Source organism: Pseudomonas sp. URMO17WK12:I7, from assembly GCF_003269045.1.
Taxonomy (GTDB): Bacteria; Pseudomonadota; Gammaproteobacteria; order Pseudomonadales; family Pseudomonadaceae; genus Aquipseudomonas; species Aquipseudomonas putida_J.
This window is the reverse complement of sequence record NZ_QLTL01000005.1, coordinates 171,994-194,482: the sequence shown is the minus strand read 5'-3', so window position 1 is coordinate 194,482 and position 22,489 is coordinate 171,994. Positions and strand designations below refer to the sequence as shown.

Below are 22,489 nucleotides of genomic sequence, written 5' to 3'. Positions count from 1 at the left end.
CTCTACCTTTCTATCAAAGCGACGAGTATTTCTTGCGCAGACGCTGGCGAATCAGCTCGGCCAAGGTGTTCATGACGAAGGTGAACATCAGCAGCACGAGGGCGGCGAGGAACAGCACCCGGTAGTGGCTGCCGCCGACTTCAGATTCAGGCATCTCCACCGCCACGTTGGCGGCCAGGGTGCGCATGCCTTCGAACAGGTTCATCTCCATCACCGGAGTGTTGCCGGTGGCCATCAGCACGATCATGGTCTCGCCCACCGCACGGCCCATGCCGATCATCAGCGCCGAGAAGATGCCCGGGCTGGCAGTAAGGATGACCACGCGGGTCAGGGTCTGCCATGGCGTCGCGCCCAGGGCCAGGGAGCCCAGCGTCAGGCTGCGCGGCACGCTGAACACGGCGTCTTCGGCGATCGAGTAGATGTTCGGGATGACCGCGAAGCCCATGGCGATACCGACCACCATGGCGTTGCGCTGGTCGTAGCGGATACCCAGGGTGTCCGTGATCCACAGGCGCATGTCGCCGCCGAAGAACCAGCTCTCGAGGAACGGGCTGACAGCCAGGGCGAACCAGCCGATGGCGAGAATCACCGGAATCAGGATTGCCGCTTCCCAGCCATCCGGAATACGCAAGCGGATCGACTCAGGCAGGCGGCTCCAGGTGAAGCCCGCCAGCAGGATGCCGAGCGGCATGATCAGGAACAGGCTGAACACGCCAGGCAGGTGGCCTTCCAGATACGGCGCGAGGAACAGGCCGGCGAAGAAGCCGAGGATCACCGTCGGCATCGCTTCCATCAGCTCGATCACCGGCTTGACCTTGCGGCGCATGCCCGGGGCCATGAAGTAGGCGGTGTAGATAGCGGCGGCAATGGCCAGCGGGGCCGCCAGGATCATCGCGTAGAACGCGGCCTTGAGGGTACCGAAGGTCAGCGGCGAGAGGCTCAGCTTGGGTTCGAAGTCGGTATTCGATGCGGTCGACTGCCAAACGTACTTGGGCTCGTCGTAATTTTCGTACCAGACTTTGCCCCACAACGCGCTGAAGGAGACTTCCGGGTGCGGGTTGCGCAGGCTCAACGGCAACAGCTTGCCGCCTTCTTCGATGATGATGCGGTTGGCTCGTGGCGACAGGGCCAGGATGCCCGCGCCTTCGGCCGCCGGCTCAATCAGCAGGGTGCGGTGTGCGGTGCTGTGGAACACGCCGAGCTTGCCTTCGGTGTCCAAGGCAATGAAGCCCTTGCGGCGCTCTTCTGCATCGATCTGGGCGATTGCGGCCTTGCCCATCTGGAAGGTACGGATCTGTTTGAAGCGCTGCTCGCCATCCGGGTCGCGGGCCATGAACCACTGGGCCAGGCCGCCCTTGGAGTCACCGATGATCAGCGAGATGCCACCCACCAACTGGGTTGCGGCCGTGATTTCAGTATCGGCACTTTCGGAAAGCTTGTAGCGGCCATTGAGGCTCTTGTCACGCAGGCTGAACACGTCGGCGGTGGCGCGGCCGTTGATCACGTACAGCCATTGCTGCCGCGGATCGATGAAGATGCCCTTAACCACCTCGGTCATCTGCGGCAGTTCGATGCGGTTCTGCTCGGTGGTGACCTCTTCGGTCATCATGTTTTCAGTACGGGTCAGCTCGAGCACCTGCAAGTGCGCGCCGGTAGAGCCGGCGAGCATCAAGCTGTCGCCATTGACGTTGACGCTCACGTGCTCCAGCGCGCGGCCTTGGGCATCGAGCACGAACGGCTGTTCACCGTAGGGGTAGTCGATGCCAGGGGTGATGGTCTTCTTGTTGTCCGGGTAGGTGATCTTGTAGGTGTGGTGGAACACCAGCGCCTGACCATTGGACAAACCGAGTACGACCAACGGGCTGCCCGGCTGGTCGGTGCTGATCGAACTGACCTGGGTGCCAGCCGGCACTGGCAGGTCGACCCGCTTGAGTTCGTTACCGCTCTTGGTGTCGAAGAACAGCGCCTGACCCTTGTCCGAAACGCGCATGCCAACCAGATTCTGCTCTTCAAGGGCGATCATCAGTGGCTTGCCGGCATCCTGTTGCAGCCAGGTCGGCTCCAGCGCCTTCTTGCTGGTCAGCTCGGCGCCCTGGAACAGGGGCAGCACCACATAGGCCAGGTAGAAGAAGATCAGCGTGATAGCTGCCAATACGGCAAGCCCGCCCACCAGTACATACCAGCGGGTCAGGCGATCCTTGAGGGCGCGCATCCGGCGCTTGCGTTGCAACTCGGGCGTATTGAAGTCAATCCGCACGGGAGGGGAATTCGGGGTCATTGTGGAATTGGCCAGATCATTCATGCGCACACCCTAGCGGTCCCGTATGACAAAAACATGACAGTGAGTTGACGCAAAAAAGCCCGCCGCTCAGGAACCCTGGCACCGGACTTGAAAGGCGTGGAAGAGGCCGGGCATCAGCGCCGGCCTCATCCTCAGTTAATTACTTCTTTGCAACGTTACCCGCGTGGGACAGGCCCAGGTCAGCCAGGGTCTTGTCGACCACCTTGGCCGGCAGCGGGATGTAGCCATCCTTCACCACTACCTGCTGGCCAGCTTGCGACAGTACCAGCTTGACGAACTCGGCTTCCAGCGGGGCCAGAGGCTTGTTCGGCGCCTTGTTGACGTAGACGTACAGGAAGCGCGACAGCGGGTAGGTGCCGTTCAGGGCGTTGGTTTCGTTGTCTTCAACGAATTCGCCGCCTTCTTTCTTGGCCAGGGCCACGGTCTTGACGCTGGCGGTCTTGTAGCCGATGCCCGAGTAGCCGATGCCGTTCAGCGAGGAGCTGATCGACTGCACGACCGAAGCCGAGCCCGGTTGTTCGTTGACGCTAGGCTTGAAGTCGCCTTTGCACAGGGCTTCTTCCTTGAAGTAGCCGTAGGTGCCCGATACCGAGTTGCGGCCGAACAGCTGCACCGGCTTGTTGGCCAGGTCGCCGGTCACGCCTAGGTCGCCCCAGGTCTTGACGTCGGCCTTGGCACCGCACAGGCGGGTGGACGAGAAGATGGCGTCGACCTGGGCCATGGTCAGGCCTTTGATCGGGTTGTCCTTGTGCACGAACACGGCCAGGGCGTCTACGGCGACCGGGATGGCGGTCGGCTTGTAGCCGTACTTCTGCTCAAAGGCCTGCAGCTCGACGTCCTTCATCTTGCGGCTCATCGGGCCAAGGTTGGCAGTGCCTTCGGTCAGCGCGGGTGGCGCGGTGGAGGAACCGGCCGCCTGGATCTGGATGTTTACGTTCGGATATTCCTTCTTGTAGGCCTCGGCCCACAGAGTCATCAGGTTCGCGAGGGTGTCGGAACCGACGCTGGAGAGGTTGCCCGAAACACCGGTGGTCTTGGTGTAGGTCGGGATCGCAGGGTCGACAGCGGCTACCGCGTTGGCGGTCGCAACGCCAGCGGCGGCAAACGTGAGGGCCGCCATCAAACGCTTCAGTTTCATGCCTTGCTCCTAGCAGGAATATTGGGGTGTTAGATGGAACGGGGCCAAGTATCTGCAGGCCGCATGAATACGATATGACTCAATTGTGACAAATGGATGAAAGGCCATCACCGGTTGTCCGGGATGGCCTGTGCATATTTTGCAGTAAAGAAGCGGCCGGCTACAGCTCGCGACGGTCTCTGAACATGATATAGAGGGGCTCAAAGCCGGAGTCGTGTGGGAATACCACGATGTAGTCGTCGAATTGCACCTGAGACAGATCCGCGAAACGTTCAATCAGAGGGACGTTGGGCATGTGCAGGAAGCCAATGCTCGATGGCCGCGCAGGATCACTGGCTGCATAGGGCGCACGACCTGCCTGCCACAGTACGCTGACAGGTGCCTGACCTTCGCTGGTAAATGCAAATACCTGCCGCGCGTCATCCGGGACAGCTGCCCGCACACGTACGTTCGAGGGTACGACCACCCCCTGAGTAGAAGTCATCTGGATGTGAGAGTAGCGGGTGAATGGCTTGACGCCCGTGCTTGTAAGAGACCGAGCACCGCGTACCGTGGAGCACAAGCGCACGGGCAAATCCACCTCGGCCCTTGCTGCGGCCAGGGCTGCCCAGTCCCAATCCTCGCCAGCAAACATTTCAATCAGTGGCACCGTCACCGCAAAGCGGGGGTCGTCGCTTGGCGTACCCAGTACGAACTCGAAGACATCCGCATAGGTACCAGGGTGCTCGCCCTGCACGGAGGTCGCCTGCCATTGCAGCTCTGCTACTGCGGAGCGGAAAGTCTTGATCAAGTGATGCTGCTGTTGGGTCACCTCTCGACTCAAGCCTTGCGCAGTCAGCAATGCCGGGTGCAGGCCTGCCGCATGTGCATGCGCCTTCAATGTCAGCGGCCCATGGCCTGGCCCAGTTGCCGTACTTTTGGTCAGCTGGGCGATACGCCCCTCCCCACGCCGGCAGCAGCCCCATTGCCGGACCACCAGTTGCCAGCGGCCAATTGCCCTTTGCCGCTGACAATTCCGGTACCGAGTGGCGATACCGCGAAAGAGAAATATTGAGGGGGCTGGCCCGGAATACAGACAATGCAGTCGTCAAAGCGCAGGTCCACGCCTGCGCCAACTGGGACCACCTCCGGCGCAAGTGCCAGCACTCTCCCGTAGACCCGCCTTCTACCGGCACGGCAGAACCACCGAGGACGATCGTCTTGCCGGTGGGCGTCTCAGCCTGAAGTCGGTAGGTTTCGGTCAGAGGATCGAAAACGGCATTTCTGACCCGTACCTCCGACGCGATCCCGGCGCCTGTCGACGCCACCGCGACACCACTGCCTCCTCGCAGGTGCTCGATCCGAATGCGACTCGCGAGCCGGGCCGAACCGCCAGCATCGGCGATAACCTGGAGGTCCTGCCCAGCCTCAACGCCCAGCAGATCAGCGCGTATCCCCAGCCCTTCGAGCCGTCGCCGACGCTGGTCGGCAGTCAACTCACCATCGCCCAGCACCGGCGAGTACAACATGGCCGTTACCGACAGGCTAACGGCCTGGCCGGCGCGGATCGCTGCAACCCTCAACACTTCCTTGGCCGCATTGGCGATGGCCTGCTGGATGGCAGTAGCCACTTCCATCGCTACCTGTGCGCCGGCCTGGGTGAGCAACACACCACCGGCTTGGGCTGCGCCTGCTGGAGCCGTCAGCGTGGCGGCATCTTTCAGCCGTTGCAGTCGCCGGTCTTCATCCGCCTGTTGCTTGTAGCGAATCCGCGCTTCGCGCTGTTCAGCGTACTGGCGCTGCTGCTCCCAGCTTGCCTCCCGCGCCTTCCAGACCTGCTCCTGTGCGGCATGTTCCACCAGCAACGCAGCCGAGCGCTCTGACAATTGCCTGATGGCCTCTTGCAGCAACCCTGCTTCCTGGGATGCCAGATAGGCTGCTTCCCAATCGCAATGCAGTTGCTGCATCTGCTCTGCGGTCGCCAGGCCTGACAACCGCGCGGCATAGGCGTCCACGCTTGCACCTGGGCCAGCGAAAGCAGCCGCTCTTGCCTGATACTCGGCCAGCGCGCCTTGCTTTGCCGCAATGAGCCCTTCTGTCTCGTTACGTGCCTTGGTGATCTGGTAGAGCTGCCAACGCTCGCTACCGTCATACTCGGGCCGCCTGCGCGCGGCATCGATTTCGCCTTGAAGCGCCTGGGTCAAACCCTGAGCCAGGCCTGCGAAGTGGGCGTCAAGCTGCACGCGCCGACCTTCTCGAGCCTGGCTGTAGGCATCCACTCGCTGTCGATGAGCAAGCGCTTGAGCTTCGGCGTTTGCAGCCGCAGCCTCGGCCTGGCGTGCTTGCTGTTCGGCCTGCGCCCTGGCCAGCGCAGCAGCACGAGCTCTCGCCCGCTTTTTCCGGCCACGTCGGCTGGAACCGCCAAAGCCACCACCGAAGCCACCGCCGCCACCAATGCTGAAGAATCCCCCCCGCCACCGCTTGAACCGGAAGAGCCTGGGGTGATGACAACGTCACCTGTTGAATTGTCATTAAAAGTGTTCTGAGCCATACAGAGTCTCCTTGTCTGCATGGCCGATCGTTGTGAATAAGCCGTATGAGGCTGAGTTACATATTTATCAAATCCTAATTGAAATCTAAGCCCTCTATTTATTCATCAATATAAAAGGAAATGTCTTACCGGTTAAATTGATGCTTCCTGCAGCGACACCAATAGCACACAATGAAACAAATCCGTACTGGCACAGAAAATCATCAGATGCAATTCTATGGATGAAGCATTTGCCACTCACACTTCAACTATTAGCAGCGAACACCATGCCTGAAGACATTTCTCTCAAGAAGACATTCACCATGCCAACTATTTGGCCAGAGACCCTCATCCAGGTACTAATAAAAAAGCACCCGAAACTCAGCTTTACCAAGACCAAAGAAATATTATTGCAAACACCTTCAATCGTTTTGCCCGAAGTCATACTGCCAAAATTCGATTTGGCATTTCATCTCATCAGGAACAAGAGGCATGCCTCAGACGCTCAGCCTGGAGACATATTGGCTGAGGTCGACCTTTTTATCACCGCTTTAAAAATAGCTTGGCCGGAAAAAGCCACACAACTTGAATGCTCCAAGCAGGAGATTATCAGCCTTTATCAGAACGGGGGATGGGTAGAATGAACCAATCAATAATTGATTCCTGGATTGAGCGACTTGGCCACCCGCACGCCTCATTAGTAACGCTGGGCCATTTGCAAGACATACCGCTTGAAGTGGTATTCATGGGGCAAGAATCAGAAACTGCCACCCCTCAGCCAGGCCTCGAACTGGAGTTTTCAACTGAGCCGTTAATTTTAAAGTGCGTGCATGTCAACGTGATCAGAACAATCCCGCAGGACCAACCCTATCAAGGCACGCTACCTGATCGATTACAGGGGCTTACAACCAGAAAAGAAGTCACCGAGAAGTTCGGCCTTTCGCCCATGTCGCAACCGCCCTTGCGGATGCCCACACCCTTGGGCGATACCGGAGGTTGGGACGTGTTTGCCTGGGAAAACTCAAACAACGTCCCCACTTTCGTGATGTTCCAATACAACACCGATCTACAGGTTTGCGACTTGGCCTTCTTCACGGAAGGCATCTGACCTGAAGCTCAACGTTTCTTTGCCAGCAGATAGAGGCCAACGAGCAAGCCGAGAACACACAAGCCGGCCACATAGTAGGCCGGTGCCATCGGGCTCACCTTGAGCAGCGCCGTCACCACCATCGGCGTGAGGCCGCCGAAGATGGCGTAGGCAACGTTGTAGGAGAACGACAGTCCGCTGAAGCGCACCACGGCCGGGAATGCCTTGACCATCACATACGGCACCGCACCGATCACGCCCACGCAGAGGCCGGTCACCGCATACAGCGGGAACAACAGCTCAGGGTGGGTCGGCAGGCTGTGATAGAAGGTCCAGGAGCTGGCCAGCAGCAGCAGGCTGCCGATCACGAACACCCGCCCCGCACCGAAGCGGTCGGCCAGGCTGCCGGCGCCGATGCAGCCGATGCTGAGCAGCACGATCGCCAGGCTGTTGGCCTTGAGCGAGTCGGTGGGGCTGACGTGGTAGAGGGTCTGCAGCAGTGCCGGGGTCATCAGGATCACCACCACGATGCCGGCCGACAACATCCAGGTCAGCAGCATCGACAGGATGATCGGGCCGCGATGGTCACGCAGCACCGCGCGCAGCGGCAATTCTTCTGCCAGGGCCTTGCGCTGCTGCATCTCGGCGAACACCGGGGTTTCGTGCAGCCAGCGGCGCAGGTACACCGAGAACAGGCCGAACACACCGCCGAGCAGGAACGGAATACGCCAGGCGTAATCAGCCACTTCTTCGGCGCTGTAGAGGGTGTTGATCAGCGTCGCCACCAGCGAGCCGAGCAGGATGCCCGCCGTAAGGCCGGCGGTCAGCGTGCCACAGGCGTAACCCGTGTTGCGCGCTGGAACGTGCTCGGAGACGAATACCCAGGCACCCGGCACTTCACCGCCGATGGCCGCGCCCTGGATCACCCGCATCAACAGCAACAGGATCGGCGCCAACAGGCCGACCTGTGCATACGTCGGCAGCAGCCCCATGATCAGGGTCGGCAGGGCCATCATGAAAATGCTAAGGGTGAACATCTTCTTGCGCCCCAGCAGGTCGCCGAAGTGGGCCATGACGATGCCACCCAGCGGCCGCGCCAGGTAACCGGCGGCGAAGATGCCAAAGGTTTGCATCAGGCGTAGCCATTCAGGCATGTCGGCGGGGAAGAACAGCTTGCCGACCACCGTGGCGAAGAACACGAAAATGATGAAGTCGTAGAACTCCAGGGCTCCGCCCAGGGCGGACAGTGAAAGGGTCTTGTAGTCACTGCGGGTGAGTGGCCGCGAGGGCTGCTCGATACTGCTCGGCACGGAGGTCATCGCTCGTCGTTCTCTTAGAGGGCATGCAGGCCGCTTGGCACGCGGCTTCTGGATTAGGGCGAGGAGCGAAGATAGCAAATTGCCGAGCTACGCTGAAAGCGATACAAAATCTATACAGATATTCATTAATACGCAGTCGTCGCTGGGCAATTGGCTATATATACTGGCCGTTCGTAGGAAAAGGTTGCTTTAACCGTGGGAAATTGTGCGAAAACGCCGGTCTTGATGTCAGACGGTTTCGCAGAGTTTCCCTATGGCCGCCCAGCGAAACGGAATCGGCGTAGTATGTTGTCGGCTGAATCGTTTTCCCGGCCTTGCGCCACACCAACGAAAGCGTCACGGGTCAGAGGCCCCATCGCATGATTGAGCTCGAACAAGAAGATCCTATCCCGCAAGGCGATCTGGCCTTGCAGATCACCGCGCTGCCGCGCGAAACCAACGGCTTTGGCGACATCTTCGGCGGCTGGCTGGTCGCACAGATGGACCTTGCCGGCACCGCCATGGCCAGCCGCGTCGCCGGTGGCCGGGTGGCCACGGTGTCCATCGACCGCATGGCGTTCCTGGTGCCGGTGGCCGTGGGCGCGCAACTGTCGTTCTATACCCAGACCCTGGAAATCGGCCGCAGCTCGATCCGCATGATGGTCGAAGTGTGGAGCGACGACCCGCTGTCCAGCGAATGGCGCAAGGTAACCGAAGCGACGTTCGTGTTCGTTGCCATCGACGGCAGTGGCCGAACCCGCTCTGTGCCTCGTCGCTGAGCCTGGCGAGCGGTAAACTCATTGCACGTCATCGGGTCCAAGGGCCCACAGGCAATCAATGAGACGAGCGCAATGGCTACCTTCAAGGTCGAATCCGAGCAACACGGCGAACTCAACTGCTGGCGCATCAGCAGCGACCGCGCCGAACTACTGATCGCCCAGCAGGGCGCGCAGATCCTCAGCTACCAGCGTGTTGGCGAGCCACCGCTGCTGTGGCTGAGCGACCAAGCCATCTTCCGCCAAGGCAAATCGGTGCGTGCCGGTGTGCCGGTGTGCTGGCCGTGGTTTGGCAACCTGCAGCGCAATCCCTCATCGGTACAAGCGATGTTCCATGGCGAGCAGGCGCCCGCCCATGGCCTGGCGCGCACGCGTGACTGGCAGTTGCTGGGCATCGAAGAGACGGGCAGTTCGCTGCGTATCGAATTCGGCCTGCCCGAGGCGCAAGGCGACCTGCCGGATTGGCCGCATGCGGTTGAACTGAAGTTGTTGGTGGTGCTGGGCGATGAGCTCGAACTGAGCCTGACCAGCCGCAACATGGGCAACAGCCCCGTTACCATCAGCCAGGCGCTGCACAGCTATTTCGCCGTCAGTGACGTGCGCCAGGCGCGCGTCGAAGGGGTCGAGGGGCTGCAGTACATCGAGACCCTGGCCGACTGGGAACAGCGCCAGCAGCAAGGCGCATTGGCGTTTGCCGGGGAAACCGACCGGATCTACCTGGATACGCCGCAGAAGCTGAGCATCGTCGATCCACACTGGGACCGGCGGATTACCTTGAGCTGCAGCGGCTCGCGCTCGGCGGTGATCTGGAACCCATGGACCGAGCGGGCCAAGGAGCTGGCAGACATGGCCGATGACGGCTGGCAACGGATGCTGTGCATCGAGACGGCGAATGTCTGGGATGATGTGGTGGAGCTCAAGCCCGGGGGCAGCCGATCTCTGCAGGTGAAGATCGGTAGCGCAGTGATCTGAATCCTGCTTTAGCAAGTCTGGCCCTTTCGCGGGTAAACCCGCTCCCACAGGATCATCACAGGCCCGAGGCTTGCGCTGTACCTGTGGGAGCGGGTTTACCTGCGAAGAGGCCAGCACGGGAGATCAGAGGTCGGCGTCTTCCACCACCCTCACCTTCCCCGCATCCAGCGCATAGGCCGCATCGGCCAGGTCATTGCTGACCTTCTCCACCTTCAGCTTGCCGCTGACCCAAAGCGGTGTGTAGATGTCATCGATCTTCAACCCCTTCGGATAACGCACCAGCACCAGTTGGTTGGGCGGTGGCGGCGGCACGTGGATACAGGCGCCAGGGTAAGGCACGAGGAAGAACAAGGTGCTGTTGCCCTTGGCATCGCTCTCCAGCGGCACCGGGTAGCCGCCGAGGCGGATGTCCTTGCCGTTCATGGCTGCCACGGTCTTGGTCGAATACATCACTGCGGGCAGGCCCTTGCTCTGCTTGAGCCCCCCCTTGGCAGTGAAGGTGCCATTGGCTTCCGGCGAGTTGTGGTCGATTTCGGGCATTTCTTCAAGCGCCTTCTGGTCCGACTTGGGCATCAGCTCCAGCCAGTCGGTTTCGGGCAATTCGGCATGGGCCAGGGCACTGGCCAGGAGCAAGGGAACGAGGAAAAAGGCACGCATGGAAATGCTCGGCAACTCGGGATGAATTGCCGGGCATTCTAACCAGAAATCAGCGTTTCCTGATCAATCCGTAGATCACCAGAAGGATGATCGCACCTATCAGCGCACCTATGAATCCTGCGGCCTGGCCCGCCTGGTAGATCCCCAGTGCCTGGCCGCCGTAAGTGGCGAGCAGCGAACCGGCGATACCCAGCAGAATGGTCATGATCCAGCCCATGCTGTCGTCGCCCGGCTTGAGGAAGCGGGCCAGCAGGCCGACGATGAGGCCGATGAAGATGGTTCCAATGATGCCCATGACAGTCCCTCTGAATTGAAGATGGAGCAAGCCAAAGCCTAGACAGCGCTTTGGCTTGTTGCCATTTCAGAGGGCAAGCCGCTGGCAGAAGTTCGATCGAGCGCTTCGATCAGTTGCTGATCAACGCCTCTACTTCAGCGATCCTGGCCTTGAGGGTGGCCATGTCCGGGCAGCGCAGGGTGGCGTGGCCGACCTTGCGCCCGACCTTGAAGGCCTTGCCGTAGTGGTGCAGGTGGCAGTCGTCGATGGCCAATACCTTGTCCACCGCCGGTACTTCGCCAATGAAGTTGAGCATGGCGCTTTCACCGACCTTGGCGGTCGAGCCCAGCGGCAGGCCGGCAATGGCACGCAGGTGGTTTTCGAACTGGCTGCACTCGGCGCCTTCGATGGTCCAGTGCCCGGAGTTGTGCACACGCGGGGCGATTTCGTTGGCCTTCAGGCCACCGTCGACTTCGAAGAATTCGAAAGCCATCACGCCGACATAGTCCAGCTGCTTGAGCACGCGCCCGACGTAGTCTTCGGCCAGGCCCTGCAGGGGGTGCGCCTCGCTGGCCACCGACAGACGCAGGATGCCGCTCTCGTGGGTGTTGTGCACCAGCGGGTAGAAGCGGGTTTCGCCATCGCGGGCACGCACAGCCACCAGCGATACTTCGCCGGTGAACGGTACGAAGCCTTCCAGCAGGCAGGGTACGCTGCCCAGTTCGGCGAAGGTGCCGACCACATCTTCAGGCGTACGCAGAACCTTCTGGCCCTTGCCGTCGTAGCCCAGGGTGCGGGTCTTGAGCACGGCCGGCAGGCCGATGCTGGCGACCGCCGCATCCAGGTCTGCCTGCGAAAGGATGTCGGCGAACGCTGGGGTCGGAATACCCAGGTCGCGGAACATGCTCTTCTCGAACAGGCGGTCGCGGGCAATGCGCAGGGCTTCGGCGCTCGGGTAGACCGGGACGAATTGCGACAGGAAAGCCACGGTCTCGGCCGGGACGCTTTCGAATTCGAAGGTCACCAGGTCGACTTCGTCGGCCAGCTGGCGCAAGTGGTCCTGGTCGCCGTAGTCGGCACGCAGGTGCTCGCCCAGCGGGGCGGCACAAGCGTCCGGCGCAGGGTCGAGGAAGGCGAAGTTCATGCCCAGCGGGGTACCCGCCAGGGCCAGCATGCGGCCCAATTGGCCGCCACCGATTACACCGATCTTCATGGGTTCAGCCTCAAGCCTGGCGCGGGTCTGGATTGTCCAGCACGGTGTCGGTCTGCTCGGTGCGGAACTGCTTGAGTGCCGCGTGATACTGCGGGTACTTGGCGCCCAGGATGCTCGCCGACAGCAGTGCGGCGTTGACGGCGCCGGCACGGCCGATCGCCAGGGTGGCAACCGGCACACCGGCAGGCATCTGCACGATCGACAGCAGCGAGTCGACGCCCGACAGCATCGACGACTGGACGGGTACGCCCAGCACCGGCAGGTGGGTCTTGGCGGCACACATGCCTGGCAGGTGGGCAGCGCCACCGGCACCCGCAATGATCACCTCGATACCACGCCCTTCGGCCTCTTCGGCGTACTGGAACAGCAAGTCCGGGGTGCGGTGGGCGGAAACCACCTTCACTTCGTAGGGAATGCCGAGTTTTTCCAGCATATCGGCGGTGTGGCTAAGGGTGGACCAATCGGACTTGGAGCCCATGATCACGCCAACCAGTGCACTCATCGTCGAGCCTCTCCTGCAAGCGCCTTCTGGCGCGCTAAAAGCAACAAGCCACGCAGGTGGACCGGCGTGGCTCGTCATACGGATTCTGAATCGACCGGGTCGGCCGAAGGCGCGAGATTGTAGCGTATTTCTGGGCGGGCCGCCCACCCCCACAAGCACATGTCGGATCAAAGGGCAAGCTGTCTCGCGGGACAACTTTTCCTCCTGACCGACGGTGAGACTGCTCCGGACAATTCGCCCCCTTTCGACCCGGTCGTCATCGAAGGACGCAAAGATGCTCAATGCCCGCTACATCGCGCTCGCCATCAGCCTCGTTTACAGCCTTTTCCTACCGTCAGCCTGGGCTGCCAGAACGCTGGTGATCACGGTCTATCCACATGATGAACTGGCAGGCATCAGCGATCAGCAGCTGCATGATGACTTCTTCCAGCATTGGCTGGACGAAATGCGCTCCTTCACGCAGCACCCGATCGAAGTGATCTTTCAACGTGCCATTCCAGGGCTCACAGACATTGATTATGGTGCGATGACAGCCACACAGGTACTTGACGCTTTCACCCAGGAAATTGATGTCCAGCGCTCTGCTCGGCCCTTTTCTTTCATGAACAAGGACCTGCTGCTCACTATGGACAGTTATGATCGAAGTGGCCTGACTTTCGTGGCGGGCCTTGCCCACCCCAGCGGTACCACCGCAATAGCTTCGATGACCACCTATGCGGTACCCGGCCATGAAATCGGCCATATGCTTTCTGCCACCCACGAAAATGCCAGGACCGACTTCAACGGCTGGTTCTGCGAAACCTACATGTTTCCCGCGCGCATCGTGCTGCGCTCAAACTGCTACCGCTACAGCGAGCAGAACCGAGCGGCCATTGCCGACTACCTCAAGAACAACTCAAACTGATGCCTCGCCCGGGCCGCCTGCCGACTCCAGCTTGCGCCACAGCAAGCGCACGTTGGCCTTGCGCACCAGTGCACAGCGGTAAAGGCGGATTTCCAGCGGCACATGCCATTGGCTGCCCCCGCAGACCACCAGTTCACCGCGCTCCAGTTCACCGCGCATCGACAGGCGCGGCACCCAGGCTATCCCCATACCCTCAAGCGCCATGCTCTTGAGGCTGTCAGCCATGGCCGTTTCATAAACGGTGGTGTAGCGCAGGTTGCGCTGGCGCAGCAGCAGGTTCACAGAACGCCCCAAAAACGCACCGGCACTGTAGGCAAGCAATGGCACGCTGGCATCGCCTTCCAGGTCGAACATGGGCTTGCCGTCGGCACCCACCGCACACACCGGCAGCATCTCGGTGGTACCCATGTGCAGAGACGGGAAGATTTCGGCGTCCATCTGCAGCGCCGCATCGGGGTCGTAGAAAGCCAGCATCAGGTCGCAGCCTCCTTCACGCAGGGCATGCACCGCATCCCCGACGTTAGTCGCAACCAGGCGGGTGGCGATGTTCAGACCATCGTTGCGTAACTGGGCCACCCAGCGTGGGAAAAAGCCCGATGCCAGGGAGTGCGCGGCAGCGACTTGAATCACCTCCCCCTGACCGCCTTCAAGGTGGTGCAAGTGACGCAGAACTTCGCTCAACTGGTCGACAACGGTACGCGCGGTGACGAGAAACAGCTGACCTGCTTCGGTCAGTTCTATAGGCGTGCGGGAACGATTCACCAAGGTCAGCCCAAGCGCCGCCTCCAGGCTGCGTATGCGCCGGCTGAAGGCGGGTTGCGTAACGAAACGCCGCTCTGCCGCCTGGGAAAAACTGCGGGTGGAGGCCAAGGCACTGAAGTCCTCCAGCCACTTGCTTTCGAGGTTCATGAAGCAGATCTCCCGGCGTGCACCAAAATGGAACACGCTCGAATGTCAATTGGCGTCACATGAAACACTATGCCGTTTGTGCATAGGTTAGCGTGCAACAGCATTGGCCGCAAAATCCCCTTCAGGCCTAGGATTGGCGCCATTCCGGCATGTGCCGGGTCAAAATCGAGATGATATCCATCATGTCCTCCGCTGCATCGTTCCGCGTCGAAAAAGATCTGCTTGGTACCCTTGAAGTCCCTGCCGATGCCTACTACGGCATCCAGACCCTGCGCGCTGCCAACAACTTCCATCTCTCCGGTGTTCCGCTGTCGCACTACCCGAAGCTGGTCGTGGCCCTGGCCATGGTCAAGCAGGCTGCTGCCGACGCCAACCGTGAGCTGGGTCACCTGAGCGATGCCAAGCACGCTGCCATCAGTGCAGCCTGCGCCCGCCTGATCAAAGGCGATTACCACGACCAGTTCGTGGTGGACATGATCCAAGGTGGTGCCGGTACTTCCACCAACATGAACGCGAACGAAGTCATCGCCAACGTCGCGCTGGAGGCCATGGGCCACCAGAAGGGTGAGTACCAGTACCTGCACCCGAACAACGACGTGAACATGGCGCAGTCGACCAACGATGCCTACCCGACCGCCATCCGCCTGGGCCTGCTGCTGGGCCATGACGCGCTGCTGGCCAGCCTCGACAGCCTGATTCAGGCCTTCGCTGCCAAGGGCAAGGAATTCGACCACGTACTGAAGATGGGCCGTACCCAGCTGCAGGATGCCGTGCCGATGACCCTGGGCCAGGAATTCCGCGCCTTCGCCACCACCATGACCGAAGACCTGCAGCGCCTGCGCTCGCTGGCTCCGGAACTGCTGACCGAAATCAACCTGGGTGGTACCGCCATCGGCACCGGCATCAACGCCGACCCGGGCTACCAGGCCCTGGCCGTACAGCGCCTGGCCACCATCAGCGGCCAGCCGCTGGTACCGGCTGCCGACCTGATCGAAGCCACCTCCGACATGGGCGCCTTCGTGCTGTTCTCCGGCATGCTCAAGCGTACCGCGGTCAAGCTGTCGAAGATCTGCAACGACCTGCGCTTGCTGTCCAGCGGCCCGCGCACCGGCATCAACGAGATCAACCTGCCAGCGCGCCAGCCAGGCAGCTCGATCATGCCAGGCAAGGTCAACCCGGTAATTCCTGAGGCCGTCAACCAGGTGGCCTTCGCCATCATGGGCAACGACCTGGCCCTGACCGTCGCCGCCGAAGGTGGCCAGTTGCAGCTGAACGTGATGGAGCCGTTGATCGCCTACAAGATCTTCGACTCGATCCGCCTGCTCCAGCGCGCCATGGACATGCTGCGCGAGCACTGCATCGTCGGCATCACCGCCAACGAACAGCGCTGCCGTGAACTGGTCGAGCACTCGATCGGCCTGGTCACCGCCCTGAACCCGTACATCGGCTACGAAAACGCCACCCGTATCGCCCGCGTTGCCCTGGAAACCGGCCGCGGCGTACTGGAACTGGTGCGTGAAGAGAAGCTGCTGGACGACGCGATGCTCGACGACATCCTGCGTCCGGAAAACATGATCGCCCCACGTCTGGTTCCGCTGAAGGCGTAACTCAGGCCGCTGCAAACCGTCTCACCAGGTCGAGGGACTAGACACCTCTCAACCTTTCAAAGGCCCGAGCGCACGCTCCGGGCCTTTTTTTTGGCCTGGCGTGAGGTATTTGGCGCCAGGGAGATCGAGCGCCGCCCGCGCGGCGCATCGCGAATAAATTCGCGCCTACAATTGTTTCGGGCCAGTCATGCCTGAGTGCTTCTCTAATGCCCGGCACGCAACTTGCTCCATAATGCCTCCCAGGCCCACGGGATGACCGAGCATGCTGCACAGCCACCTGACCACCCTCAACGCGGTTTCGCTGATCCTCAACCTGTTCCGGGAAGAAGGCTGCGAGGCAACGACGCTGCTCGCCGGCAGCGGCATAGGCCCGGCCGACCTTGGCCATAGCGACGCACGTATCACCACCCAGCAAGAGCTGCAGGTATGCGCCAATGCGGTAGCCCGGCGCGAGGAGATCGGCCTGGAACTGGGCAGGCGCATGCATGTGTCGTGCTACGGCATGCTCGGTTACGCCCTGCTCTCCAGTGCCACTTTGGGTGACGCCCTGCGCCTGGCGCTGCAATATCCGGCACTGCTGGGAACAGTCTTCAAGCTGCGCCTGGTCGACGATGGCCAACGCGTCTGGTTCAGTGCCAGCGAATACCACGACAGCCCTGCCCTCGCCGCCTTCAATGCCGAATTCTGCCTGGTGTCGTTGAAAGTGATTTGCGATGACCTGCTCGGTCGCACGCTGCCGCTGCTCGGCGCCCGCTTCGAGCACGCGCGGCCCGGCTACCACGGCCTGTACACCGGGGCCTTCCAGTGCCCGCTGGCCTTCGACGCCGAGGACAACGCCTTTGCCTTTGAACGGCGCTGGCTGGATATGCCATTGCCGCTGGCCGACCCGATTACCCACAAGGCCATGAGCGAGCGCTGCCGGCGCCTGAACCTGGAGTTCACCGGGCGCCAGGCCTGGCTGGGGCGTATACGCGAGCTCCTGCTGCAACAACTGGATGCGGCGCCGGGGCTGGAGGGGCTGGCGCGGCAGATGAACTGCTCGTCGCGGACCTTGCGTCGGCACCTGCAGGCGCTGGGCTGCAGTTATCAACAATTGCTGGATGAACTGCGCTTCGATCGGGCCAAGCAATTGCTGGCCGATGAGCAGATGCCGATCTACCTGATTGCCGAGACCCTGGGGTTCAGCGAGACCGCGAGTTTCCGCCATGCCTTCCAGCGTTGGAGCGGTGTGGCGCCCAGCCATTTCCGCGGTTGATCTGTACCGGCCCCTTCGCGGGCAAGCCCGCGAAAGGGCCAGTGCAGGTCAACGAGCTTGGCCACATCGATCCCCTTTTGGCCGTTTGCGTCGTTCTCCGCCACCTGGCGGCCCGTGAAAATGGGCCCACGCCAGTACCACCGGAGAACAACAAATGCTGACGATCTATTCCGATGATCACCGCCTGCACCATGGCCGCTGCGAGCTGATCGATGGCAAGCTGATGCCTTGCTTCGAAATGCCCTCACGCGCCGACCACGTCCTCGAGCAAGTAAAAAAGCGCAACCTCGGCGATGTCCAGGGCCCGACCGACTTCGGCCGTGCGCCGCTGCAACGCATCCACAGCGCCGACTACCTCGACTTCTTCCAAGGTGCCTGGGCTCGCTGGGCCGCGCTTGGCCACGACGGCGACCTGCTGCCCTTCACCTGGCCGGCGCGTACCCTGCGCCAGGTCAAGCCAACCGGCCTGCACGGCGAACTGGGCTACTACAGCTTCGACGCCGGCGCTCCGATCACTGCAGGCACCTGGCAGGCCGCCTATAGCGCTGCGCAAGTCGCCCTCACCGCCCAGGCTGCCATCCAGCAAGGCGCTCACTCGGCCTTCGCCCTGTGCCGTCCACCAGGGCACCACGCCGCCGCTGAAGTCATGGGCGGCTATTGCTACCTGAACAATGCCGCGATTGCTGCCCAGGCCTTCCTCGATCAGGGCCGCGCCAAGGTGGCCATCCTTGATGTCGACTACCACCACGGCAACGGCACTCAGGACATCTTCTACCAGCGTAGCGATGTGTTCTTCGCCTCGATCCACGGCGATCCACAAGATGAATTCCCGTTCTTCCTCGGCTATGCCGACGAAACCGGTGAAGGCGCAGGCACTGGCTGCAACATCAACTACCCCCTGCCTGCCGGCAGTGACTGGGCAGCCTGGAGCGCTGCACTGGAAGACGCCTGCCAGCGCATTGCCGCGTATGACGCCGACGTGCTGGTGATCTCCCTGGGCGTGGACACCTTCAAGGACGACCCGATCTCCCAGTTCAAGCTGGACAGCCCGGATTACCTGGAAATGGGCCAGCGCATCGCCCAGCTCGGCAAGCCAACCCTGTTCGTGATGGAAGGCGGCTACGCTGTGGAAGAAATCGGTATAAACGCAGTCAATGTGCTGGAAGGCTTCCAGCGCGCCCAGCCAGGAGCCCGGTAATGGTCCGACTCAAGCGTCTGCTCGCCCCGTTCATCGCGGCCACCCTGTTCACCGGTGCCCTGCACGCTCAAGCCGAGCAGCGCACCCTGCGTGTGTATAACTGGTTCGATTACATCACTCCGCAGACCTTGAGCGACTTCCAGAAGGACAGTGGCGTCAAGCTGATCTACGACATCTTCGACACCAACGAAGCACTCGAAGCCAAGCTGCTTACCGGCAACTCCGGCTACGATGTGGTAGTGCCGTCCAACGTGTTCCTTGCCAAGCAGATCGAAGCCGGTGTGTTCCAGCCACTGGACCGCAGCAAGCTACCAAACTGGCAACACCTGGACCCGGCGCTGATGAAGCTGATCGAAGCCAACGACCCGGGCAACAAGTTCGCCGTGCCGTACATGTATGGCACCATCCTGATCGGTTTCAACCCAGACAAGGTCAAGGCCGTGCTCGGCGACCAGGCTCCGGTCGACAGCTGGGACCTGATCTTCAAGGAAGAGAACATCGCCAAGCTCAAGCAGTGCGGCGTCGCGCTGCTCGACTCGCCGTCGGAGATCCTGCCACTGGCGCTGCAGTACCTGGGCTTGCCACCCAACAGCGACAATCCGGAGGACTACAAGAAGGCCGAGGCGCTGTTGCTGAAAATCCGCCCCTACATCACCTACTTCCACTCTTCCAAATACATGGCTGACATCGCCAATGGCGACATCTGCGTGGCAGTGGGCTACAGCGGTAGCTTCTCGCAGGCCGCCAACCGCGCCAAGGATGCGAAGAACGGCGTGGTGGTGGACATGCGCCTGCCCAAGGAAGGCGCACCGATCTGGTTCGACATGCTGGCGATTCCGAAGAACGCGGCCAACCCTGAAGATGCCCACGCCTTCATCAATTACCTGCTGCAGCCCAACGTGATTGCACCGATCAGCGACTTCGTCGGCTATCCGAACCCCAACAAGGACGCCACCGACAAGGTCAGCCCGGCGATTCGCAATAACCCGAATCTGTACCCGACGGCGGAGGCGATGGCCAAGCTGTATACCCTCAAGCCCCTGTCGCGTGAGGCTGAACGGGCGCGGACTCGGGCCTGGACCCGAATCAAGTCCGGTACCTGAGTCGCCTTCTCGCGGGTAAACCCGCTCCCACAGGGTCCGCGCCGTACCTGTGGGAGCGGGTTTACCCGCGAAGAGGCCTCCAAGCCATACGCAATTTCAGCAGAGCCTCGGCGATTTGCCCTTCCGCCACCGCCGCAAACCCCAACACCAGCCCTGCTCGCTTATCCACAGGCACCTCGCTATCCTCCAGCCAGTAACTGCTCAGCGGATTCACCTCAACGCCCACCGCTTCCGCCCTGGCCACCAGCTCCTGCTCCCGCGCAAAGTTATCCACATCCACCTTCACATGCAGCCCAGCGGCCACCTCCGGCATCGCACCAAGCCCCGGCACATCCACAGGCCATCCCGCCTTGAGCACATTGCGACGGCTCAACGCTGCCTTGCGCATGCGCCGGATATGCCGCTGGAAGTGCCCTTGGGCCATGAACTCGGCCATGACGCACTGGGTGCCCACCTCTGAATGCCGTACCGCCAGCGCGTGGCCCTGGCTGAACGCCTGCACCAGCCGTGGCGGCAGCACCAGGTAACCCAGACGCAACGCCGGGAAGGCGATCTTGCCGAAGGTACCCACGTACAACACCCGCCCCTGGCGGTCGAGCGCTGCCAGCGGGGCCAAGGGGGCACCGCTGTAGCGGTACTCGCCGTCGTAGTCATCCTCGATGATCCAGCTATCGTTGCGCTCGGCCCAGGCCAGCAACGCCAAGCGCCGCGGCAAGCTCATGGTCACGCCGGTCGGGTACTGGTGCGCCGGGGTGACATAGGCCAGCCGACAGTCCGACAACTGCTCCAGTCGCTGGCAATCCATGCCCTCCTCGTCCACAGGCACACCGGTGACCTTGGCACCGGCCACAGCAAAGGTATGCCCCGCGGCGCGGTAGCCCGGGTTTTCCACAGCCACACCATCGCCCTGCTGCAACAGCAACTGTGCACAAAGGCTGATGGCCTGCTGCGCGCCACTGGTGATCACAATTTGTTCAGCCGTGCAGGTAAGGTTGCGCGAACGGCGCAAGTAGGCGGCAATGAGCTCGCGTAATACGAGCTCACCCGCCGGGTCGCCATAACCCAACTGCGCAGGAGACGGATTACGCCAGAAACCCGCCTGCAGCTTGGCCCAGACGTCAAACGGGAATAGATCGAATGCCGGAATACCGACACGAAATGCCTTGGGCGCACCGCTTTTTGGGGGCGGCAGGTGGTTACTTTTCAGACGCCGCAGCGGCCCGGTGGAACACCCGCTGCTGGATAAATCCTCAGTATTTTCAACAGTAAATGTGGATAAGTCTGTTGATAAACCCCGGGATAACCCTGTGGACAGTTGTGTGGATAGTTTTGCCAGCCGGCTGACATAGGTGCCATCGCCGACCCGGCTTTCGATGAAGCCCTCGGCATACAGCTGGTCATAGGCACGCACCACGCTGTTGCGCGACAGCGCCAGCACCTTCGCCAGGTCACGCGTGGCGGGCAACCGGGTGCCGCTGCTCAGGCGGCCATCCAACACCCGCGCACGCAAGGCCTGGTACAGCTGCTGACTAAGCCCGCGACGCCGATCGAGCACGATACCGGCAGGGTCGAAAGGCAATACGAGGGGGCGCTCGCTCATGGCATTGGACCTATCAAAACAGTCAGTAATGGCTCTTACATAGAGCCAATAGCCTGCCTAGGATGGAGCCATTCGACAAGGACCCAGCGTATGTACAACAGCAAACCCCATCAGGAACATGACCTTGAGCGCTTGCACCAGCACATGCGCGACACCCGCCTGGCCGTGCTGATCAGCCACGGGCAACAGGGCTTGCTGGCCACCCACCTGCCGGTATGGCTCGACACCCGCGAGGGCGAGTTCGGCACTGTCTACGCACACCTGGCACGGGCTAACCACCAATGGCAGGAACTGGAGCAAGGCGCCGAAGCACTGCTGGTATTCCCGGGTGCCGACGCCTATGTCAGCCCCAGCTATTACCCGAGCAAAGCCGAAAACCCCAAGGTGGTGCCGACCTGGAACTACCTTGCCGTGCACGCTTACGGCACAGCCGAAGTGATTCACGATGCTGCGCCGCTGCTGCAGATCGTCAGCCGCCTGACCGACCGCCACGAACAGGGCCGTAGCGAGCCCTGGAGCGTCGCCGACGCCCCCGCCGACTACCTCGACGGCATGCTCCGCGCCATCGTCGGCATCCGCCTGCCCATTGCTCGCCTGCAAGGTGCGCGCAAGCTCAGCCAGAATCGCTCGGTGCAGGATATCGCCGGTGTGCGCGATGGCCTGGGCGCCAGCCCGGACTACCTGGACAACCAACTTGCGGCGCACATGCGCCAACTCTGAAGGAAAAGCCCATGCCCAGCGTCACCCTGCGCCCTGTCAGCGCCCAAGACCACGCCGCCTGGCTCGCCCTGTGGCAAGCCTACCTGCACTTCTACCAGACCGAACTGGCCGACGAGGTAAGCCTCAGCACCTGGCAACGCTTGCTCGACCCCAACGAGCCGACCCATTCGACCCTGGCCTGGGTCGATGGCAAGGCGGTGGGCATGGTCAACTTCATCTACCATCGTTCCAACTGGAGCATCGAGGACTCCTGCTACCTGCAGGACCTCTACGTGGACAGCAGCCAGCGTGGCCTGGGCATTGGCCGCCAGCTGATCGAGCACGTGTATGCCACGGCCAAGGCCGCCGGCTGCATCAAGGTGCACTGGCTGACCCACGAAACCAACGCCACCGCCATCAGCCTGTACGAGCAGGTTGCCGAGCGCCCGGGCTTCATCCAATTCCGCAAAGGGCTGTAGGCCGCAC

At 61.6% G+C, this 22,489-nt stretch carries 23 protein-coding genes and 1 pseudogene; 13 read left to right on the top strand and 11 right to left on the bottom strand.

The window, feature by feature from the left end; translation table 11 throughout:
• Positions 1 to 13 precede the first annotated feature (13 nt).
• The 4 genes and pseudogenes from H040_RS08700 to H040_RS27680 form a co-directional block, all read right to left on the bottom strand.
• Positions 14 to 2,302 carry an ABC transporter permease subunit gene (locus H040_RS08700; RefSeq protein ID WP_027917053.1) on the bottom strand — a complete coding sequence of 763 codons (2,289 nt, stop codon included), beginning with the start codon at positions 2,300 to 2,302 and terminating at the stop codon, positions 14 to 16.
• 139 nt (positions 2,303 to 2,441) lie between these two features.
• Entirely contained in the window at positions 2,442 to 3,440 is a 999-nt protein-coding gene (locus tag H040_RS08695) for a phosphate ABC transporter substrate-binding protein PstS (protein ID WP_027917054.1), read from the bottom strand.
• Positions 3,441 to 3,600: 160 nt separating this feature from the next.
• The gene (locus tag H040_RS08690) at positions 3,601 to 4,251 is read right to left on the bottom strand and encodes an S-type pyocin domain-containing protein (RefSeq protein WP_177326667.1); all 651 of its coding nucleotides are present in this window, start codon (positions 4,249 to 4,251) and stop codon (positions 3,601 to 3,603) included.
• A 409-nt stretch (positions 4,252 to 4,660) separates the two neighbouring features.
• Positions 4,661 to 4,771: pseudogene (locus H040_RS27680) on the bottom strand (hypothetical protein); the annotation flags it as partial.
• On the opposite strand from H040_RS27680, the gene H040_RS27675 reads away from it, so the two are divergent.
• The 4 genes from H040_RS27675 to H040_RS08670 all read left to right on the top strand — a co-directional run bounded on the left by H040_RS27675 (position 4,772) and on the right by H040_RS08670 (position 7,057).
• The gene (locus H040_RS27675) at positions 4,772 to 5,302 is read left to right on the top strand and encodes a hypothetical protein (RefSeq protein WP_027917055.1); all 531 of its coding nucleotides are present in this window, start codon (positions 4,772 to 4,774) and stop codon (positions 5,300 to 5,302) included. It abuts the pseudogene before it with no gap.
• A gap of 342 nt (positions 5,303 to 5,644) precedes the next feature.
• Positions 5,645 to 5,965 carry a hypothetical protein gene (locus H040_RS08680; RefSeq protein WP_143512514.1) on the top strand — a complete coding sequence of 107 codons (321 nt, stop codon included), beginning with the start codon at positions 5,645 to 5,647 and terminating at the stop codon, positions 5,963 to 5,965.
• 145 nt (positions 5,966 to 6,110) lie between these two features.
• Positions 6,111 to 6,593, top strand: a complete 483-nt coding sequence (locus H040_RS08675) for a hypothetical protein (RefSeq protein ID WP_143512513.1) — start codon at positions 6,111 to 6,113, stop codon at positions 6,591 to 6,593.
• Complete coding sequence (locus tag H040_RS08670) at positions 6,590 to 7,057, top strand: hypothetical protein (RefSeq protein ID WP_143512512.1); 468 nt, start codon at positions 6,590 to 6,592, stop codon at positions 7,055 to 7,057. The genes H040_RS08675 and H040_RS08670 overlap by 4 nt, the downstream gene beginning before the upstream one ends.
• Before the next feature lie 8 nt (positions 7,058 to 7,065).
• On the opposite strand, the gene H040_RS08665 is transcribed toward H040_RS08670, so the two are convergent.
• The gene (locus tag H040_RS08665) at positions 7,066 to 8,355 is read right to left on the bottom strand and encodes an MFS transporter (protein WP_027917059.1); all 1,290 of its coding nucleotides are present in this window, start codon (positions 8,353 to 8,355) and stop codon (positions 7,066 to 7,068) included.
• Positions 8,356 to 8,714: 359 nt separating this feature from the next.
• Here H040_RS08665 and H040_RS08660 point away from each other — a divergent pair, with 359 nt between their 5' ends.
• Positions 8,715 to 9,113 carry an acyl-CoA thioesterase gene (locus H040_RS08660; RefSeq protein ID WP_027917060.1) on the top strand — a complete coding sequence of 133 codons (399 nt, stop codon included), beginning with the start codon at positions 8,715 to 8,717 and terminating at the stop codon, positions 9,111 to 9,113.
• Positions 9,114 to 9,185: 72 nt separating this feature from the next.
• A complete protein-coding gene (locus H040_RS08655) occupies positions 9,186 to 10,082 on the top strand; it encodes a D-hexose-6-phosphate mutarotase (protein WP_027917061.1) in 897 nt (298 codons plus the stop codon).
• Positions 10,083 to 10,205: 123 nt separating this feature from the next.
• Here H040_RS08655 and H040_RS08650 read toward each other — a convergent pair whose 3' ends face one another.
• The 4 genes from H040_RS08650 to purE form a co-directional block, all read right to left on the bottom strand.
• Positions 10,206 to 10,739 carry a DUF3299 domain-containing protein gene (locus H040_RS08650; protein WP_027917062.1) on the bottom strand — a complete coding sequence of 178 codons (534 nt, stop codon included), beginning with the start codon at positions 10,737 to 10,739 and terminating at the stop codon, positions 10,206 to 10,208.
• A gap of 49 nt (positions 10,740 to 10,788) precedes the next feature.
• Positions 10,789 to 11,034 carry a GlsB/YeaQ/YmgE family stress response membrane protein gene (locus tag H040_RS08645; RefSeq protein ID WP_027917063.1) on the bottom strand — a complete coding sequence of 82 codons (246 nt, stop codon included), beginning with the start codon at positions 11,032 to 11,034 and terminating at the stop codon, positions 10,789 to 10,791.
• A gap of 109 nt (positions 11,035 to 11,143) precedes the next feature.
• Positions 11,144 to 12,226, bottom strand: coding sequence for a 5-(carboxyamino)imidazole ribonucleotide synthase (locus H040_RS08640; RefSeq protein ID WP_027917064.1), 1,083 nt, complete (start codon positions 12,224 to 12,226; stop codon positions 11,144 to 11,146).
• Positions 12,227 to 12,236: 10 nt separating this feature from the next.
• Positions 12,237 to 12,728, bottom strand: a complete 492-nt coding sequence (gene purE / locus H040_RS08635) for a 5-(carboxyamino)imidazole ribonucleotide mutase (protein ID WP_003253304.1) — start codon at positions 12,726 to 12,728, stop codon at positions 12,237 to 12,239.
• A 274-nt stretch (positions 12,729 to 13,002) separates the two neighbouring features.
• On the opposite strand from purE, the gene H040_RS08630 reads away from it, so the two are divergent.
• A complete protein-coding gene (locus tag H040_RS08630; protein WP_027917065.1) occupies positions 13,003 to 13,632 on the top strand; it encodes a hypothetical protein in 630 nt (209 codons plus the stop codon).
• Here H040_RS08630 and H040_RS08625 read toward each other — a convergent pair.
• Positions 13,624 to 14,541 (bottom strand): LysR substrate-binding domain-containing protein, encoded by a 918-nt coding sequence (locus H040_RS08625; protein WP_027917066.1) that lies wholly within the window; start codon positions 14,539 to 14,541, stop codon positions 13,624 to 13,626. The genes H040_RS08630 and H040_RS08625 overlap by 9 nt on opposite strands.
• Positions 14,542 to 14,723: 182 nt before the next feature.
• Here H040_RS08625 and aspA point away from each other — a divergent pair, with 182 nt between their 5' ends.
• From aspA to H040_RS08600, 4 genes are all read left to right on the top strand, one after another.
• Positions 14,724 to 16,148, top strand: coding sequence for an aspartate ammonia-lyase (gene aspA, locus H040_RS08620; RefSeq protein ID WP_027917067.1), 1,425 nt, complete (start codon positions 14,724 to 14,726; stop codon positions 16,146 to 16,148).
• A 262-nt stretch (positions 16,149 to 16,410) separates the two neighbouring features.
• Positions 16,411 to 17,403 carry an AraC family transcriptional regulator gene (locus H040_RS08610; RefSeq protein WP_027917068.1) on the top strand — a complete coding sequence of 331 codons (993 nt, stop codon included), beginning with the start codon at positions 16,411 to 16,413 and terminating at the stop codon, positions 17,401 to 17,403.
• A gap of 154 nt (positions 17,404 to 17,557) precedes the next feature.
• On the top strand, positions 17,558 to 18,601 hold the full coding sequence (locus H040_RS08605) for a histone deacetylase family protein (protein ID WP_027917069.1): 1,044 nt from the start codon (positions 17,558 to 17,560) through the stop codon (positions 18,599 to 18,601).
• Positions 18,601 to 19,704 (top strand): polyamine ABC transporter substrate-binding protein, encoded by a 1,104-nt coding sequence (locus H040_RS08600; protein ID WP_027917070.1) that lies wholly within the window; start codon positions 18,601 to 18,603, stop codon positions 19,702 to 19,704. Before H040_RS08605 ends, H040_RS08600 begins: the two co-directional genes overlap by 1 nt.
• Positions 19,705 to 19,765: 61 nt before the next feature.
• Here H040_RS08600 and pdxR read toward each other — a convergent pair whose 3' ends face one another.
• Positions 19,766 to 21,304 carry a MocR-like pyridoxine biosynthesis transcription factor PdxR gene (gene pdxR, locus H040_RS08595; protein WP_027917071.1) on the bottom strand — a complete coding sequence of 513 codons (1,539 nt, stop codon included), beginning with the start codon at positions 21,302 to 21,304 and terminating at the stop codon, positions 19,766 to 19,768.
• 90 nt (positions 21,305 to 21,394) lie between these two features.
• On the opposite strand from pdxR, the gene H040_RS08590 reads away from it, so the two are divergent.
• Together H040_RS08590 and H040_RS08585 are read left to right on the top strand one after the other, a co-directional pair.
• Entirely contained in the window at positions 21,395 to 22,024 is a 630-nt protein-coding gene (locus tag H040_RS08590) for an FMN-binding negative transcriptional regulator (protein WP_027917072.1), read from the top strand.
• An 11-nt stretch (positions 22,025 to 22,035) separates the two neighbouring features.
• Entirely contained in the window at positions 22,036 to 22,482 is a 447-nt protein-coding gene (locus H040_RS08585) for a GNAT family N-acetyltransferase (protein WP_027917073.1), read from the top strand.
• Positions 22,483 to 22,489: the final 7 nt, after the last annotated feature.